The sequence below is a fragment of the Segatella copri genome (assembly GCF_024330485.1).
Classification (GTDB): domain Bacteria; phylum Bacteroidota; class Bacteroidia; order Bacteroidales; family Bacteroidaceae; genus Prevotella; species Prevotella copri_L.
The window spans coordinates 1-17,624 of record NZ_JANDWX010000027.1 but is presented as its reverse complement, the minus strand read 5'-3'; the positions used below and the strand labels follow the sequence as shown (position 1 = coordinate 17,624).

The 17,624-nt window shown below is 46.2% G+C and carries 14 protein-coding genes and 1 pseudogene; 7 read left to right on the top strand and 8 right to left on the bottom strand.

Translation table 11 applies throughout. The features are described 5' to 3' along the window. The first annotated feature begins 175 nt into the window (after positions 1 to 175). The 4 genes from NNC77_RS12700 to NNC77_RS12685 all read left to right on the top strand — a co-directional run bounded on the left by NNC77_RS12700 (position 176) and on the right by NNC77_RS12685 (position 3,514). On the top strand, positions 176 to 1,540 hold the full coding sequence (locus NNC77_RS12700) for a sigma-54-dependent transcriptional regulator (RefSeq protein WP_254971274.1): 1,365 nt from the start codon (positions 176 to 178) through the stop codon (positions 1,538 to 1,540). Continuing rightward, positions 1,530 to 2,720 carry a sensor histidine kinase gene (locus NNC77_RS12695; protein WP_254971276.1) on the top strand — a complete coding sequence of 397 codons (1,191 nt, stop codon included), beginning with the start codon at positions 1,530 to 1,532 and terminating at the stop codon, positions 2,718 to 2,720. Before NNC77_RS12700 ends, NNC77_RS12695 begins: the two co-directional genes overlap by 11 nt. Positions 2,721 to 2,798: 78 nt before the next feature. Further along, on the top strand, positions 2,799 to 3,119 hold the full coding sequence (locus NNC77_RS12690; RefSeq protein ID WP_022111204.1) for a nucleotidyltransferase domain-containing protein: 321 nt from the start codon (positions 2,799 to 2,801) through the stop codon (positions 3,117 to 3,119). A gap of 5 nt (positions 3,120 to 3,124) precedes the next feature. Next, positions 3,125 to 3,514 (top strand): HEPN domain-containing protein, encoded by a 390-nt coding sequence (locus NNC77_RS12685; protein WP_089543306.1) that lies wholly within the window; start codon positions 3,125 to 3,127, stop codon positions 3,512 to 3,514. On the opposite strand, the gene NNC77_RS12680 is transcribed toward NNC77_RS12685, so the two are convergent. The 6 genes from NNC77_RS12680 to NNC77_RS12655 form a co-directional block, all read right to left on the bottom strand. Then, positions 3,515 to 4,192: an ABC transporter ATP-binding protein gene (locus tag NNC77_RS12680; protein WP_022121551.1), complete on the bottom strand. Its 678-nt coding sequence runs from the start codon at positions 4,190 to 4,192 to the stop codon at positions 3,515 to 3,517. A gap of 64 nt (positions 4,193 to 4,256) precedes the next feature. Next, positions 4,257 to 6,659 carry an ABC transporter permease gene (locus tag NNC77_RS12675; protein WP_218487484.1) on the bottom strand — a complete coding sequence of 801 codons (2,403 nt, stop codon included), beginning with the start codon at positions 6,657 to 6,659 and terminating at the stop codon, positions 4,257 to 4,259. A 78-nt stretch (positions 6,660 to 6,737) separates the two neighbouring features. Then, on the bottom strand, positions 6,738 to 7,991 hold the full coding sequence (locus NNC77_RS12670) for an efflux RND transporter periplasmic adaptor subunit (RefSeq protein WP_254971279.1): 1,254 nt from the start codon (positions 7,989 to 7,991) through the stop codon (positions 6,738 to 6,740). Between the two features lie 56 nt (positions 7,992 to 8,047). Continuing rightward, complete coding sequence (locus NNC77_RS12665) at positions 8,048 to 9,391, bottom strand: TolC family protein (protein WP_118066717.1); 1,344 nt, start codon at positions 9,389 to 9,391, stop codon at positions 8,048 to 8,050. A 147-nt stretch (positions 9,392 to 9,538) separates the two neighbouring features. After that, positions 9,539 to 10,219, bottom strand: coding sequence for an ABC transporter ATP-binding protein (locus NNC77_RS12660; RefSeq protein WP_218434823.1), 681 nt, complete (start codon positions 10,217 to 10,219; stop codon positions 9,539 to 9,541). A gap of 51 nt (positions 10,220 to 10,270) precedes the next feature. Beyond that, on the bottom strand, positions 10,271 to 12,622 hold the full coding sequence (locus tag NNC77_RS12655; RefSeq protein ID WP_254971281.1) for an FtsX-like permease family protein: 2,352 nt from the start codon (positions 12,620 to 12,622) through the stop codon (positions 10,271 to 10,273). A 244-nt stretch (positions 12,623 to 12,866) separates the two neighbouring features. On the opposite strand from NNC77_RS12655, the gene NNC77_RS12650 reads away from it, so the two are divergent. The 3 genes and pseudogenes from NNC77_RS12650 to NNC77_RS12640 form a co-directional block, all read left to right on the top strand. Beyond that, positions 12,867 to 13,385 carry a response regulator gene (locus tag NNC77_RS12650; protein ID WP_254971282.1) on the top strand — a complete coding sequence of 173 codons (519 nt, stop codon included), beginning with the start codon at positions 12,867 to 12,869 and terminating at the stop codon, positions 13,383 to 13,385. A 38-nt stretch (positions 13,386 to 13,423) separates the two neighbouring features. After that, positions 13,424 to 14,311, top strand: coding sequence for a sensor histidine kinase (locus NNC77_RS12645; RefSeq protein WP_118152701.1), 888 nt, complete (start codon positions 13,424 to 13,426; stop codon positions 14,309 to 14,311). A gap of 34 nt (positions 14,312 to 14,345) precedes the next feature. Then, positions 14,346 to 14,600, top strand: a pseudogene (locus NNC77_RS12640) (MFS transporter); the annotation flags it as partial. Between the two features lie 598 nt (positions 14,601 to 15,198). Here the strand turns inward: NNC77_RS12640 and NNC77_RS12635 are convergent. Both NNC77_RS12635 and NNC77_RS12630 read right to left on the bottom strand, forming a co-directional pair. Further along, positions 15,199 to 16,638: an AAA family ATPase gene (locus NNC77_RS12635; RefSeq protein WP_118152703.1), complete on the bottom strand. Its 1,440-nt coding sequence runs from the start codon at positions 16,636 to 16,638 to the stop codon at positions 15,199 to 15,201. Between the two features lie 431 nt (positions 16,639 to 17,069). Continuing rightward, positions 17,070 to 17,624: IS3 family transposase (locus NNC77_RS12630; RefSeq protein WP_181976513.1), on the bottom strand; the 555-nt coding region annotated here is incomplete at its 5' end.

Below are 17,624 nucleotides of genomic sequence, written 5' to 3'. Positions count from 1 at the left end.
TCCCCTTTTGGAATAAGTAATTCCTCATCAGGAATCAGAATTTTGAATAAACAAGTGCCGATAAAGATGCCAAAAGCTGCCGGAAAAGCAACTTTTGGCGCCATTATCGGCATTTTTTCGTCTAATTATTAGACAAACATTACCACTTTTCTATGATATTTCGTAACTTTGCACCATGATTAAGAAACAAGGAACGATATTGATTGTTGATGACAACCGCAACATTCTTACTACGGTAAGGATGCTGCTGGAACCCATATTCGATGGCATCATCACCATCGCCAACCCTAACTCCATCCCAGCCAAACTGAGAGAGGAGCACCCCGACGTGGTGCTGCTCGACATGAACTTCTCCAGCGGAATCAATTCGGGAAACGAGGGATTGTACTGGCTCAGGGAAATCAAGAGCCTCAGCCCGAAAACCGAAGTGGTGCTCTTTACCGCCTACGCCGACATCCAACTTGCCGTAACAGGCATCAAGGAAGGTGCCGCCGACTTCATCGTGAAGCCTTTTGAAAACGAGAAGATGATCCGCACGCTGGTAGAGGCTAGGGATAAGAACAGGGCTGTGGATAACATTATTAACAGGAATGGTGGAAAACCTGGTGGAAAAGATGCGCAAAGCGCTATGTATTGGGGAGATAGCGAAGTTATGAACAATTTGAGAAGTATTGTGGAAAAAGTTGCAGCAACCGATGCAAACATCCTCATTACGGGCGAAAACGGAACGGGTAAAGAGGTGTTAGCCAACGAGATACATCGTTTATCCACAAGATGTGGAAAGAAAATGCTGCCTGTGGATATGGGAGCCATTACGGAAACGCTTTTCGAGAGCGAACTTTTCGGTCATGTAAAGGGTGCCTTTACCGATGCCAAGGTGGATAAACCGGGCAAGTTTGAGCTTGCCGACGGCAGCACCATCTTCCTGGATGAGATAGGAAACCTATCCTACGGTCTTCAGGCAAAACTCCTTACCGCCCTGCAACGCAGAAGCATCGTAAGAGTGGGCGGAAGTAAGCAGATTCCCATCAACGTACGACTGGTTTGCGCCACCAACCGCAACCTGCAGCAGATGGTAAACGATGGCGAATTCAGAGAGGATCTGCTCTATCGCATCAATACCATCCATCTGGAATTGCCTGCCCTGAGACAGAGAAAATCAGACATCGTTCCGCTGGCAGAAAGATTCCTCCATCAATATGGCGATTTATATAATAAGTTGAATCTCCGTTTTTCGGAAGAGGCTGAGAAAAAACTTACCAGTTTGCCATGGTACGGAAACATCCGTGAACTCCAGCACGCCATCGAGAAAGCCGTGATTCTGTCTGATGGCGGAATGATTTCTGCCGAAGATATTGACGGCGGAAACCAGCAGAGAAAAGAGAAGCCTCTGGAAGAGGTTCAGACGCTCGACGAGATGGAAAGCCGAATGATAGAGAAAACCATCAGGGAATGTGAAGGAAATCTGTCGGTAGTAGCCGCAAGACTGGGCATTTCCCGCCAGACGCTTTATAATAAGATTAAGCGATATGGATTATAAACTAATTATAATTATCGTGCTTTTGCTCGTGGCTGTAGTGGGTTACATTCGCCTCTACCGCCACTATCGCCGTAACATCAAAAAGGTAACCTTCCTTTTTGATGCGATAGATAATGGGGATTTCTCCTTCAACTTTCCTACGGAGAAGAGGTTTAAGGAAGATAATATTCTACACCAGTCCCTCAACCGCATCAAGCTCTTCCTGCAGCATACGAGAGAGGAGCAGATGGAGCGGGAGAAATACTACGAGCAGATTCTGAATGCGGTGGATACGGGCATCCTGGTGGTGGATAGTCACGACAACATCCTGCAGCACAACCAGGCAGCCCTCCGGTTGCTCGATACGGATGTGCTTACCCACATGAACCAGGTAAAAGGAAAGCTGAAGGATGAACACCTGGCAAAGCATGAGACGCAAGCCATGCTGAAAGACAAGCACGTGCGCATCATCGCCCTGAGCGACGTGAGCCATGAGCTGAGCAACCAGGAAGTGGATTCTTGGATTAAACTGATTCGTGTGCTGACCCATGAAATCATGAATACCATCACACCGGTTACTTCGCTGAGCGAGACTCTGCTTACCCGGGTTACAGAGGATAAAGACTTGAAGCAAGGCTTGGAAACCATCCACAAAACAGGAACAGAACTGTTGGCTTTCGTCAACAACTATCGCCGTTTCACCCATGTTCCCCAGCCTCAGCCTGCTCTCTTCTATGTGGAACCATTCCTGGAAAGAATGGCGCTGCTCTGTAACCACGAAGTAGAGATAGAAGTTTCTCCCAAGGATTTGCTGGTTTATACCGATGAGAGCCTCCTCTCTCACGTTGTAACGAATCTTCTGAAAAATGCCGTAGAAGCTTTCAGGGAAAAGGAAAGAGAAGACAAGCAGGAATGCCGCTCCGCGGATTTGCAATCCGCGGCAAGCAAGAAGGGATTTATCCGTCTCAAAGCCTATGCCAACGCCCAGGAATCCATCATCATCGACGTGAGCAACAACGCTGGTCTCATCCCCGAAGATGTAGCCTCTCATATTTTTATCCCGTTCTTCACCACGAAGCCGGAAGGAAGCGGAATCGGTCTCTCCCTCTCCCGCCAGATTATGCGAGTAAGCGGCGGCAGTCTCTCGCTCCATCAGAACAAGGCGCAGGGAATCACCACCTTCCGCATCATCATCCCATAAAAAAGTATAATTTTGGGGAGGAAAGTTTGGCACTTTCGCTTTTTTACCATATCTTTGCCATTATAAAAGATTAAGCTTATGTCAACCGACGATAAGACCATATTAAAGATAAAAGATATAGCTAAATCTGCTATTCCTTCAGGAAGCAAGGCTATATTGTATGGATCAAGAGCGAGAGGTGATGCTCGCAACGATTCAGACTGGGACATTCTTATCCTTTTAGACAAAGACAAACTGGAACAAACAGACTATGACAAAGTAAGTTACCCGTTTGTCTTGTTAGGTTGCGACCTCGGCACAGAAATCAATCCAATTCTTTACACAAAGAAAGAATGGGAATCGTATAACTTCACCCCTTTTTACGAGAATGTAAATCGAGACGGCATTAGTTTAATATAAAAGTTATGGATCAAGTAAACAAAGACACATTAATCAGTCTGCAAGTAGAAAAAGCCAAGCGATTTTTAACTCAAGCAGATGAAATGGTTGAACTAAAGCATTGGGATTTAGCAGCCAATCGCTATTATTATGCCTGCTTCCATGCCGTACAAGCTCTATTCATAGCAAAAGGTGTTAATGCCCACACTCATGCTGGCATTAACACCCAATTCAGCTTACACTTCGTAAAGACTGGTATCGTAGATATCTCTTATGGCAGTTTCCTCGCCCGTATGTTCCAATTAAGGCAAAAAGCCGATTACAACTGCGCCTACGAAATTTCCGAAAATGACATCCTGGAAATTATTGGCTTATCACACGATTTTATAAAAGCCATATTAAACTTAGTCAAATAATTACTGATTGCCCTCCGCCTCCACAATCTGTCCATCAAACAGGCGGATGGTGCGATGGGCTATCTTGGCATCATGCTCATTATGCGTTACCATGACGATGGTGGTGCCCTCGTGGTTCAGCTCAGTAAGCAGATGCATCACCTCGGCACCATTCTTGGAATCGAGGTTACCCGTAGGCTCATCGGCTAGGATAAGCTTGGGACCGAAGACCACAGCACGGGCGATGGCTACTCGCTGCTGCTGACCACCAGAAAGCTGATGAGGGAAGTGCTTGGCACGATGGCTGATGGCCATTCGCTTCATAATCGCCTGCACCTTTGCCTTGCGCTCCGCCTTCGGAATGTTGAGGTAAGTAAGAGGAAGCTCGATGTTCTCCTCTACATTCAATTCATCTATCAAGTTGAAGCTTTGGAACACAAATCCGATTTCTCCCTTTCTCACATCCGTACGCTCCTTTTCCTTCAGGTTTGCCACCTCGTGATTACCCAGGAAATATTTTCCCGAAGTAGGGTTGTCGAGCAAACCGAGAATGTTGAGCAAGGTGGATTTGCCACAACCGGATGGTCCCATAATGGCGACAAACTCGCCGTCTTCTACTGTGAAAGATACGTTATTTAAAGCAATCGTCTCCACATCTTCTGTGCGGAATGACTTGCAAAGATTCTCTACTTTTATCATTTCTTCTAATGTTTAATGTTTAATTTGGGCATACGCCCTTAAATCTGTGAAATCTGTGGGAGACTTATTCATCCTTGAGATACTTCACCGGATTACTATTCGCCACCTTGTAGCAGTTGATGACGACGGAAAGCCCGATGATGACGAGCAAGATGATGGTAACGCCGATAAACAACAAAGGCGTCATCGTAATCTTCTCGCTGAACGACATGAGCCATTGTCTGGCTATCAGCCAAGCCCCCAAGTCGCCCACGATGATGCAAGGCAAGGCAATCTTCATGATGTCCTTCAGGAAGATGCGAAGAATATCCTTCACCTTCGCCCCGTTCACCTTTCTTATTGCAATCTCCTTGCGGCGGCGGTTCACCTCATCACTCGTATAGCCCACCAATCCGAAGAGGGCGATAACCATCGTTACGATGCCGGCTACCAGGATTCCGTTGCGGAAATGGAGCTGGGAAGCATACTGTGCCTTGAACTCAGACTCATAGTCGAGTACCTCCACTTTGTTGTTTGGATACATCAATTGCACCTTATCTCTTAGGTCTGCCAAAGCCTCTTCTGTCAAGTCATTGTACTTGACGAGCATATAAGAAGCAGGAGTGGCTGAATAAAAATAAACAAATGAAGCAGATCTTGAATCTGCATTTTCCGTGCTGACCGTACCATACTTCACATCATTGACCACACCACAGATTGTCATCGTTTCATTTTCGTTGCAATGTGCGGAAATCCACACTCTCTTGCCTACAGCACCGTCTTTCCAATGCCCCAACTTCGTCAACTTCTTCGCTAAAGTCTCGTCGATAATCACTTGACGACTACTATCCGTTCGCTCCGTGAAGAAAGAGCCTTGTACAAACTTTATGCTCATAAGGTCAAAGTAATTGTCATCAACGCCCTGCGTGTCATGGATAATCATTCGAGTACGATCATCCCCTGGCAAAGTCAAATTATTTCCATTTACACTCCAGTTTTGCAGTGGCACACAATAGGTAGATGCCACTTGCTTAACATTCGGCAAATGCTTGAATTCCGACAAGCATTGCATTCGTTGGTCTGGCTTGATTCCCTCTACATAAACGATTGCCACATCCTTGTAATCATAACCAGGATTCAGATTCACCATTTTATTATATTGACTATTGACCACAAAGAGCAAGCTGAACAACAAGCCAGAGATAACGAACTGAATACCGAGCAAGGCGAGCTTCCAACGATTACGATTCTCGCTATATCCACGGAATGCAATCGCCACTGGAATTTTATTGTAGAGCCATCCCGGCACCAAGCCGCCAACCAAAAGCACAAGGACGCAAATGGCAACCAATATCCAACTGCCACGATTAAACAACAATGTACTTACAGGAGCAGAAAGGAAATTCTCTATCGTTCCCTTGCAAAGGAAGACGAGGATAGCAGCCAATATCACCGACAACCCAACATGCACCAAAGCCTCGGAGAAGATAATCGCATGAATGTTCTTCGGCTCTGCACCATAGCACTTGCGCACCGCCATCTCACGAGAACGAGACACGAGGTTGCCCACGATGATGAGCAGATAGTTCATCACGGAGGTAAAGAGTAGCACAAAAGCGATGATTCCCATAATCCACCCCATCATCTTGATGTAAGAATTTTGGGTATATACTTTGCTAAGAACCGTAAAATCATAATCCAAAGATATTCCTGATTGTTTCCATTCCTTCAAAGGGAAATGGTCTTTCCTCATCTTGTCAACGTATGGACGAAGTTCGCTCGCTTGACATCCTTTAGCCAATCGGATATAGGAGCTATAACAGTCGTTGCCTAACCAATTATTTCTTCCATCATACCCCAAAACTTCCCCGATACTGCTTAGCGACAAAAGAACTTGCTCGTCATGTAGAGAAGCACCCCAAGGAAAGCTCTCGAACACACCACCTATCGTGAAAGTGATGCCGGGATGTTTTGGCATTATAAAATGCTTGCCTACCACATTGCCACCAATCTTTGCAGCCATCTTGGAATCTATCATACAATAGAGCGGACGAGAGAGGACATCCTTTGCTTTGCCCACTAATATCTTTTGTGGGAACATATCAAAGAAGCAACTATCTGCCAGTAATATATTGGCAGAAATGGATTTTTGGTTTTCCAAGTTGCATTGGTTTTCTCCAATATCTACCACTCGTGTTGCAGCCTCCACCATAGGAGCATATTGCTTGATGCCTGGGGCTGTGGCTCCTGATGTTGCAAAATAGGAAAAAGGGTTCTGCCCCTCTGCGTCACTTCCCATCGTTCCCACTTCTGAAATCTGGTACGTCCTTTCCCATCCTGGGAAATACGTATCGTAAGTCTGCTCGAAATAAATCTCGGCAATAATTACCGAACTGATTGCCAATCCGAGCGCCAGGCACAAAATCTTCACGAAGTTGTGCTGGCCCCTTCGAGGCAGATTCTTGAATGCGTTAATAATATGATTCATATCAAATATCCTGTTTCAAGGGCGCTAGCCCAATTTATCACTAATCACTACTAATTAATCATTACTAACTAATCACTACTAATTAAAAACTAATACATCATTATCCTTATAGGCCTCATAGCCGCTAACGATAACCTGCTCGCCCGGCTCCAAGCCTTCAATCACCTCATAATATTGAGGATTCTGGCGACCGATGGTTATCTTGCGGCGATAAGCCTTCTTGCCACTCTTGTCTAATACAAAGATCCATTGACCACCCGTTACACTATAAAACGTGCCTTTAGGGATAATTATTGCCTGCTTCGACTGACCGAGCTGCAAATCTACATAATAAGTCTGACCGGTTCGGATATTGTCAGGGCGAACACCTTTGAAGATGAAGTCGATGCGGAACCTACCGTCTCTTACCTCGGGATAAACCTTGCGGACCTGCAGGAGATAATGCTTGCCGTTCTGGTCGAAAGTGGCAGTAAGTCCCGGTTTTACCCGGTCGATGTAATGCTCATCCACCTGCGCCTGCACCTTGAAATCGCTGAGGTCGTTGATGACTCCAATCTTCTGTCCGGCAGAAATGCTCTGTCCCAACTCCACATCAAGCAAACCGATTTCGCCCGAAATGGTGCTGCGGATGTTCAGCTTCTCCTTGCGCTGGCGAACCAGCTGCACATTCTTCTGCATGGCTTCCAGATTATCACCCATCTGCTCCATCTGCGAACGGCGGAGCTGTGCATCCTTCTTCAATCGCTTGCTGATGAGCGCATGCTTCTTGACGGCAAGGTCGTAATCTTCCTTAGCCTTCAGATACTCCTCGCGCGAATTGAGCTCTTCCTTGTGCAACGCCTCCTGATGCTGATAGGAACGGCGCTTGGTAATGACATCCTGCGAAAGCGACAGTTCCTCGTTGCTATTGTTCAGACGGTCCTGTTCCATCGATATCTGGGTGTTGCGAAGCATGTCCTGCTTTTCGGCAAGTTCGCTTTCGGCATTCAGAATCTCCAGGTCGAGATTCGAATTGCTCAGTTTCACGATCACATCGCCCTTGTTCACGTGGGCACCTTCATCCACCACTTTCTCCAGAACGATACCGCCTTCCTCGGAACTGATCTGCACCACGGAGATAGGAACCACCTGACCATCCACCGAAACATAATCGTTGAACTGCGCCTTCTCCACGGTTCCGATGCTCAATCCCTTCCTGTCCACCTTCAGGGTGGAAGAGAAATTGCTCAATCCCAACCAAATGAGGACTGCGATCAAAACCGCTCCTCCGCCAATCCATGCCCAATACTTGCGAGGCACGAGATATTTTTTCTTTTCTATTTTTATATCCATAATTTAAGTGAAGAGTGAAGAACGAAAAGTGAAGAATTCACTTGCATTCTCCAGGTTTATTTAATTAAATTTTCTCCCTGGTAATAAGCAACCAGCCTCTGTTTGATGATGAGCAGCATCTGCATCTGGAGTTCCTTGATTTTGCTTTCCAGAAGCGTCTGGGCTGCGGTATGAAGATCGAAGGTGGAAAGCATTCCTTCCTCAAACTTGCGGCTCGACATGTGATAGGCGAGCGAATCGGAGGCCACCTTCTTCTGCATCTGATGCAACTCCTTGGCGTAACCCTCTGCATCCATTACCGCCTGGGCTATCTGGTCGTGAAGTTTGCGACGGGTTTCCTCCAGGTTCACCTGTGCCAGTTGCCAGTCGTTGCGTGCCTTCTTCACGCTGTGCCATCGGTCGCTATTATAAAAAGGTATGGAAAGGGTCAACGCGAGATATTCGCCCTGGTTGTTGTGAAACTGCGAGGCAAACCCATCGTATTGCCCTTTCTGAGAGAGATTCTTATAATAGTTGGTAGAAATGCCGCCACCGAGAGAGAGTGATGGCAGCAATCTGCCTTTTGCTATCTTATAATCATACCGTGCCCGCTCCACTTCGTATTCTGCCGACTTCAAATCGGGAGAAATATGCTGGAAACCCTGGTAAATGGCTTCGGAATTTGTATAAGAAGCTGAAACCTCTTTATTTTCTGCCTTTAGCTTCAGATTCCGCTCTTCAGCTATCTGAATTTTCAGTTCTTCATCCACCGGAAAATTCATCGCGGATTTCAAGGCGAGCAGACTCTGTTTTGCCACATTCTCCTGATGCGTAAGATTGTATTCGTCTTCCGCCACCTGCGATTCCATCTGCACCACATCCGGTCGGCCTTTCTCGCCCAGTTCATACAGTCGCATCATCTTAGCCAGCATCCGCTTGCTTTCGTTCAGTTTCTCGCTTGCTATCCGAATGCTTGCCTCAGCATAGGCTGCATCCACATATTTCTGCATCACGTCGATGGCTCGGTCGTCCTGAATTTTCTGCATCGCCGTGGCTGAATAATCCCGGCTCAACTTAGCCTGCTTCAAGGCGTTGATGGTAGCGAAACCATCGAAGACATTCAGTTCGGCATAAAGCTGATAGTAGTTGTTGAATGTCGTTACATTATTATAAGTATTGGTTTCCGGGTCGATGTTTCGTCCCCAGGCATACTGTCCCTGCACGCCGCCCGTAACGGTAGGCAGAAATCCTGCCACAGCATGCTGGTAATCCTGCTTGCGTTGGCGAGCATTCACCACCTCCCGCTTCACCTCCGTGGCATGTTCCACGGCGTAAGCCATGCAGTCGTCAAGGCTCCAACTCTGTGCCGAGACTCCAGCCGCCCAGACCAACCATCCTATCAATATTCCTATTCTTTTCATAATCTTCTTCATTTTGTCATGATAAGGACAAGAGCCGTGCCAAAACAGCATTTCTCCTGATAATCAAACCATTAAATAAAAACTCTCATTAAACAAACTGTCCAACAATTAGACACCACCGTCTAATTGTTGGACAGAAACCGCAGCTTAAAGCTGATCATTCATCGCATCCACCACTTGTCCATCAAACAGATTGATGATGCGACTGGCGTAAGTAGCATCGTGCTTGGAGTGAGTCACCATCACGATGGTGGTACCCTCATCATTCAGTTCGCTGAGCAACTGCATCACCTCCATACCATTCTTGGAATCGAGATTACCCGTAGGCTCATCGGCAAGGATGATGCTTGGCTTGCCCACCACGGCACGGGCGATGGCAACCCTCTGCTGCTGACCTCCGGAGAGCTGATGGGGATAATGCTTGGCACGATGACTGAGCTTTACCTTGCGCAGGATGTCGAGCACTCGTTCCTTGCGCTCCGCCTTGCCAATGCCTAGATATTTGAGCTGCAGGTCGATGTTCTCCTCTACCGTCAACTCATCTATCAGATTGAAATTCTGAAAGACGAAACCGATGCGACCCTTGCGATAAGCCGTGCGCTCACGCTCCTTGAGATGTCCTACCTCCTCATCGCCCAGCCAATACTTACCCTCGGTAGGTGTATCGAGCAAGCCGAGGATGTTGAGCAAGGTAGACTTGCCACATCCCGAAGGTCCCATGATGGCTACAAACTCGCCATCCTTTACATTGATGTTCACGCCGTTCAGGGCGATGGTCTCTATCTCTTCTGTACGAAATATTCTCGTTAAATTCTCTGTACGTATCATCTTGATTTAATGTTTAATGTGTAGTGTTTAATGTTTACTTAGCTCATCATGCTATTCCATCTTGATGCAGTCTATCGGATTCTCCAGAGCGGTGCGCAGGGTATAGCTGAAGACCGATACCAAGGCTAGCAGCAAGGTGAAGATAGCTCCTGCTACCAATGTCCACCAAGGGAAATCGATGCGGAATTTGAAACCTATCAAGTATTCTTGCATCAGTTTGACACACAATGGGATGGCGATAACCACAGCCACACACGATGTGATGAGGAATCGCTTGGAAAGTTGCCATGCCGCATCAGCTACCGAGGCACCCATCACCTTGCGCAAGGCTATCTGTCGGCGCTGCTGGTTGCCGTAATATACCGACATGCCAAACAAGCCGAGGGCGGAAATCAAGATGGAGATGCCCATGAAGGTGATGATGAGCACCATCATGTTGCGCTTCTCCTTGAGGGCATCCGCCAAGGTGTCGTCCAGATACTCCGTATCCATATCCGTAGGTACGCCCAACTGCTCCTTAGCCACTTGCTTGCAGGCACTCTGGATAGCAGCCAAGGCTTGGGCATGGTCGCCACGAGTCTTCACCAAGATGGTCCAAAGCACATCATGATTAGAAGGAACACGTATCGCATTATGATTTCCAAATTTGTCAGATTTGAACTCATCAAGAGCATCGCCACAGTGGAAATCTTTCACAACGCCACAAACCTCATATTCCGGCTTGCCTTCACGATTACCGAAATATGGTTTCTTGCTCGATACGCCAAAGGTTCGCTTGGCTTCCTCGCTAACCCAGATTTTGCCTGGCGTTGGGTCAGAATATCGCTCCAGCACCTTGAAGCCCATCATCTTCATCGCTATGGAATCCAATACGCTCAATCGCAAGAACGCTAAATTTTCTCCCTTCTCATCATGCACTCCATTAGCAAAGCTGATGACAGGATTGTTGCCGATAGCCGTAGCCTCCTCCACCTCAGGCAGAGATTTCAATCTCGCTATCAACGCTGCGTTTCTGACATCCACATTATCAAATCCGAAAGTGGTGGAGATGCAGAGAATGTCTTTCGTCTGATACCCCAAAGGTATGTTGGCGAGATGGCGCATCTGGAGCATCATCGTGATAGCCATCACCACCAGCGACATACTGATAACACTCTGTGCCACAATGAATATTTTACTAAACCACATCTTGCTGCGCAAGCGGATGGTACCCTTCACCACATCTATCGGATTGAAGCGAGACACCACGATGGCTGGGAACAAGCCCGACAGCAAGGAGATAACGAGATAAGCCACCAACAGGCATCCCCAAACGGCAGGCGAAGAGAAGAGCGAAATCTTCGTATCCAAGATGCTATTAAATAAAGGTGTGAATGCCCAAGCCAGCAAAATGCCCAGCAAGAAGCAACCTGCCGTGAAGAGTGCAGCCTCCTTGATATAGCGCAATACCACACCCAGTACCGACTCACCCAACAGGCGGCGGGTAGCCATCTCCTTGGCTCGATTGCCTATCTGCGCCACGGTGAGATTGATGTAATTGAAGATGGCTGAAAGCAAGAGGACGAGTGCCACAATCAAAAGGACATTGACCAAGGTCTTGCTGCCATGACGGACATGCGAGCATGTAATATCTGAAAAATACAACTTGTCCCAGCGCACCAAGCTAGAGCCCCACAAGAAACTGCCAGTCGTCTTCTCACGACTCCACCATTTCTTCCAATAGCCCATATATTTATTGAGCAACGTGGCATTCACCTTTTCTGGGTCAGCGCCATCTGCCAATCGGACGATGGTAACAACCTCGCCAAACTGATCCATCGGATACAAATCTGCGTCCTTAAATTTCATGGAAACAAAGATGTCGGTGGATTCCAGCAAGTCTTCCCTGCCAAAATCATCCACGATGCCCACTACCTTGAATTGCAGCGTATCGCATGTAACTACCTGCCCAATAGGATTTGTATTGCCAAAAGCCCTCTTGGCAAAAGACTCGGAGATAAGGGCCTGGTGCTTATCCGTGAGCACACGGTGAGCGGAGCATCCCCTGCACTTCATCCCCATCATATCCAAGAAGTTAGGATCTATGGCACGTGCCTGCACATGAAAGTATTGACCATCCACCACAGCACCCTTGTCTGTATAATAATCGCTAAATCGGGTCCATTCCTTGATTTCTGGGATGGAAGGAAAGAACTCCTTTGCTGTACCCAAGGTCATGCCGAGATAATCGCCCGAACCTGGCACATAGAGATTCTTGGCATCTGGCTGATACGTGCCCACCCGATACTCCATGAAGGCGTAAGATACCAAAATCATCACAAAAGCCAAGGCTATCGAGAGTCCAAAAGCCTCGATAGCCGTATAGAGCTTGTTGCGTGATAAGAACTTAAAATAACTTTTCATATCTGTTGTTTCTTTATTTTCTGATACTTTTTCTGATGCATCCTATCTGATGCTTTTTTCTGACGCAAAAGTAATCATTCCTTTTGATTCTGCCAAGAATCAGAAGCTAGCGGCAAGCGGATTGTATGAAATTCATACACTCTTCTGTATGATAATCACACATCATCTTCCGTTTTGTTGGCTAATTCAAGAAAAAAGTGTACTTTTGCAAACAAAGACAAAAGATATAACAGAACACAAATAGATGAAATACGGAACAATACTTGTTATCGACGACAATCCATCGATACTCACAGCCCTGAAGATATGCCTGGGCGGCACTTTTGAGAAGATTCTCACCTTGCCTCGCCCAGACACCGCCCCCACTCTGCTCCAACAAGAGCCAGTGGACATCATCTTGCTCGACATGAATTTTTCCTTGGGCGTAAACAGCGGACAGGAAGGTTTGCTTTGGCTCCGCACCTTCCGCCGTCTCCATGCCAACATCCCCGTGGTGCTCATCACCGCCTACGCAGATATCCAGCTCGCCATCAAGGGATTGAAAAGCGGAGCCGCCGACTTTGTAACCAAGCCTTGGGATAATGACGAACTCATCAGAACCCTAAAAGATGCCATCGACCGAAGCCAAGAAGTAGAGACGCTGGAGAGCATCGAGAGCACTCATATTCACAAGGTTGTGGATCAATGCCACGGCAATATCTCACGCGCCGCCGAACTCCTCGGCATCACTCGCCAAACGCTTTACGCCAAGTTAAAGCGATAATTTTCCATCACAATCATTCATGATTATCAACATCTGATATGGACACCATCTTCCACATATATATAATAGGTATCATTCTCCTCGTCATAGGAGGTATCATCTATCTCTTCTTGCGCCATCAGCGCAACCTGAAGAGCCGTGCCTTCTTGATGCAAGAGGCTATCCGCAATGGCGATTACTCCTTTCGTCTATCCACCAAGGGATTGCTCTCTGGAGAACGAGCCTTGCAGCAAGCCCTCAACGATATGGAGAACGACATCGGCAGACTGGTGGCGCAGCATGAGGTGGAATCTTGGCAAAGGCTAACCCGTGTGCTCACCCATGAGATTATGAATGCCACCGCCCCCATCTCCAGCATCTGCCAAGCCTATCTTAGCAATCCCGACATCCAAGGCTCGCCCTACGAGGAAGGCATCCGAGCCATTCGAGACACCAGCAAGTCGCTCACCAGTTTCGTGGACAGCTACCGCAAGCTCACCCAGCTACAAGAACCTGTCATCGAGAACATCCCACTCAAGGATTTCGTGGAAGGCATCAAGCCGCTCTATCCTCAGATAGAATGGCACATCCATATCCCTGAAGATGCCACCTGGTCTGCCGACAAAAACATGCTGCATCAGGTATTTATCAATCTGACCAAGAATGCCATCGAGGCTCACGCCTCAGCCATCGACATTCGATGCTTCCACAAACATCCAGAGAGCATCGAGAGTTCACAATTCTCGGGCATCTATTTCAGCAACAATGGCGCCCCCATCCCAGCCGATGTGGCAAAGGAGATGTTCATCCCCTTCTTCTCTACCAAGCCATCAGGTTCGGGCATCGGCCTCTCCATCTCCCGCCAGATGCTGATGATGCAATCCATCAATCTCTCACTGGCCGAGCACAATGTGGCAGGCTATCATGTAACATTCCGAATGGAATGAAATATATGATAAAGAAGATGAAACAAAAACTTTTGGTGGTTTGATGGCGGTAGATATTGCGCCTAAGAATGCATCGGGTGCTGCTCTTGGCGTTGTCGGCGTAGCGAGTTATGTGGGTGCCGGCATCCAGGACATCATGAGCGGTCTGCTCATCGAGGGCAACAAGCATCTGGTAAATGGCGTAGAGACTTACTACTTTACCTATATCAATTATTTCTGGATTGGCGCAGCCCTGATGTCTGTCTTGATGACTTGCATCGTCTGGAAGGCGAAAACAAAGACAGTTTAAGAAATAAACGAAGCTATCATCAAAATACTCTTCACTCTTCACCTTTCGGCCGGGAGCCCCTGTGTTTATCGGCATTCCGAGGGGTGAAGAGTTGTTTTTATCTCTTCACCCACTCTTCACCACTCTTCACCTTCAGGAACGGAAACAGAGGCGAAAGACTGATAGGAGGATTGCAAATCAGCCAGAACTGAGTGGGTGAAGAGTGGTGAAGAGTAGGTGAAGAGTGCCCGAATACTCTTCACCCCTCAGAATGCCGATAAACACAGGGGATTCGGGGCTTTTGGTGAAGAGTGAAGAGTATTTGGCAGGATGCCTATACGAAAACAAAATAAAGGAGTTTTCGATAACTGTTCCAGTAAAACAGCCGACTAGCCACTCATGCGCTAGTCGGCTGTTTGCGTTTTACCAGTTGACTGTTTATATTTTGCCAGTTGGCTATTTTCGGTTCTCCCATCGGCTGTTCCCGAAAAACAGCTAACCTAATAATCGGGCATAATAAAACGAATATAGCTGCGCTAACGATTGTAAGTACTTTCATCAGCCATCGTAAGTACTTTCATCTGCCCTCGAAGCTACTTGCACTAAAGAACTGTATCTGTCATTTAAACAAATCATCCATTGTAACGACACTTTGTACCCGACCAGCATATTCGTTGAACTTAAGCCCATAAGTAGTAACCAATGTAAGATGCAAGGAACTCCTGCATTTCGTTTCTTCAGCAAACGTACTCAGTTTATGGCGCAGATTCTTATCATAAGCAGCATTGATGGAGAAATCATCCTCGCAGAATTTCATTTCACAAACATTGATGACGCGGTCGGCTCTGTCAATAATCATATCTATCTGCGCACCATCTTTCTCTTTTCTGCTTTTCCAGGGACTCACCTCTGTCTGCACTCCACTAATACCGAGCGCCTGCTTGATTTGTGGCAGATGATAATAGCAAAGCGATTCAAAGGTAAAACCTCGCCATGCTGTCAGCTCAGGTGTCAGCAGGTTGTCTTGCCAGAAATGCGGATTGGTCGTCTTTCTGCCATCAATAAATGACAAATAGAATTTACTGTAGAAATCTGTCAGACGGAAATATACCTCACGCTTGGGATAATCATACTTAACATACGATGTTATGAAATCACTCACTTCGAGTGATTTTAATGTAGCAGAAAGCCCCCCGCCATTAGGTATTTTTGTAAGCGAAACAATTTCTTTTCGCGTATATCCCTGTCTTTTTTGAGCCAGAAGGCGCACGATAGTCATGCAATCCTCCGCATTAGTAAAGAGAGAAGAATAGAGACGGTCGAACTCTAAGCCGAGTTTGGCTGCAGGCTCGAAGAAAAGCCTGTCCATATTCTGAGCCAGACTTTTGCCTTTCTGAAGCATGGAAATATAATAAGGAATGCCACCTGTAGCCATATAACATTGTATCTGGTCGAACTTAGACATCACGATGTTGTTAGCCTGATAGTATTCTTCACATTCGCCTAATGTAAACGGGCGCAACTTGATTTCATCAGTTGTGCGATCAAACAAACCGCCTTTGTTGTTTAACAGCTTGTCTGAAATCCATGACGTGGCAGAGCCGCAGACGATAAGCATGATATTCTGCTTTCCTGCAGCCCATCCATTCCAAAAATGCTCTAATGCTGTAACAAATCCCGAGCGGGGAGTGTCAAGCCATGGCAATTCATCTATGAATATCACCTGACGTTTGTCTGCATCTTGCTCTTCCAAGAGATTGATGAGTGCATCAAAAGCTTCGAGCCAAGAGGATGGCACCTTCTTACTCTTGCTGCCATAGCGAACAAGACTGGAGTAAAAACTAGCCAACTGTTGCTCCATTATTTTTTGACCACTTAACTCGTAAGGAGATAAGCCCGTATGGTAAAAGCTCATTTTATCCTGAAACAATTCTCTTACGAGAAAGGTTTTACCGACCCTTCTTCTACCATATATTACTGCAAAAACAGGTTTATTTTCCTTGTAAAGATCCAGGAGTTCCTTACTCTCCTGCTTTCTTCCGATAATTTTCTGTGCCATAATCTTTGCGTTTATTTTGCTGCAAATATACAAAAAATATCGTTTCGAGCAAAATAAACACACGCTATTTTGCTCGAAATGGGGTAAAAATATCATTTCGAGCAAAATAAAGAGTGGCTATTCTGCGCAAAATGCATCAAAAGACCCGTTTCGAGCAAAATAGCGATACATAAGAAAAGCTGGAAAAGGCATCCTAAACACAAGGACTATGTCTTATACGTGAAAAAGTTGTCACCTTTAGGATGGTTAAACTAAATATGTTACTATCTATTTTTCTTATCACTAAATGAGTTACGCATTTTTAATTTTATCACTATATGGGTTGTCAGCGAATCCCCATTATACCTAACTAGGTTACTCTTTTTAAGGAGCTATCCCTAGAAAGGTTACGGTGATGATATTCTTTCAAATGCAAAGATACACATTTTCAACTAATTAGAAGAATTTTCCCAAGGATTTTTCCACATTTTCTGCTGTGGCCCCGCTTGAGTATGTGCAACAGATGGTGTTTGATTACCGATACTCATATGCGGTCTTTCGTCGTTATAAAACGCAATAATCCTGGTCAGTTCCTTCTTACATACTTTACGAGTAGGAATTGTCATCCTATAAAGCCATTCCGTTTTTAAAATGCCGTTTGCACGTTCTGCTATGGCATTCTCCAAAGGATCTCCTGTTTGAGTCATACTTATTTGTGAGCCATGACTTTTTAGGATAGATACATAATTCTGACTGCAATACTGGCTTCCTCTGTCTGAGTGATGAATGAGTCCTTTTGCAGTTTCTTCATCAATGCTTTTATATGCCATTTTAAGCGCTTCTAATGGATATACTGTTTCTAATGTTGGACCAACAGCCCATCCAACAATTTTATGGGAATACAGGTCTGTTATAAGCGAGAGATAGCACACACCTTCATTGGTTTCAACATAGGTGATGTCACTTGCCCAAATCTGGTTCGGATGGGTAGGAACTACTCCCTTAAT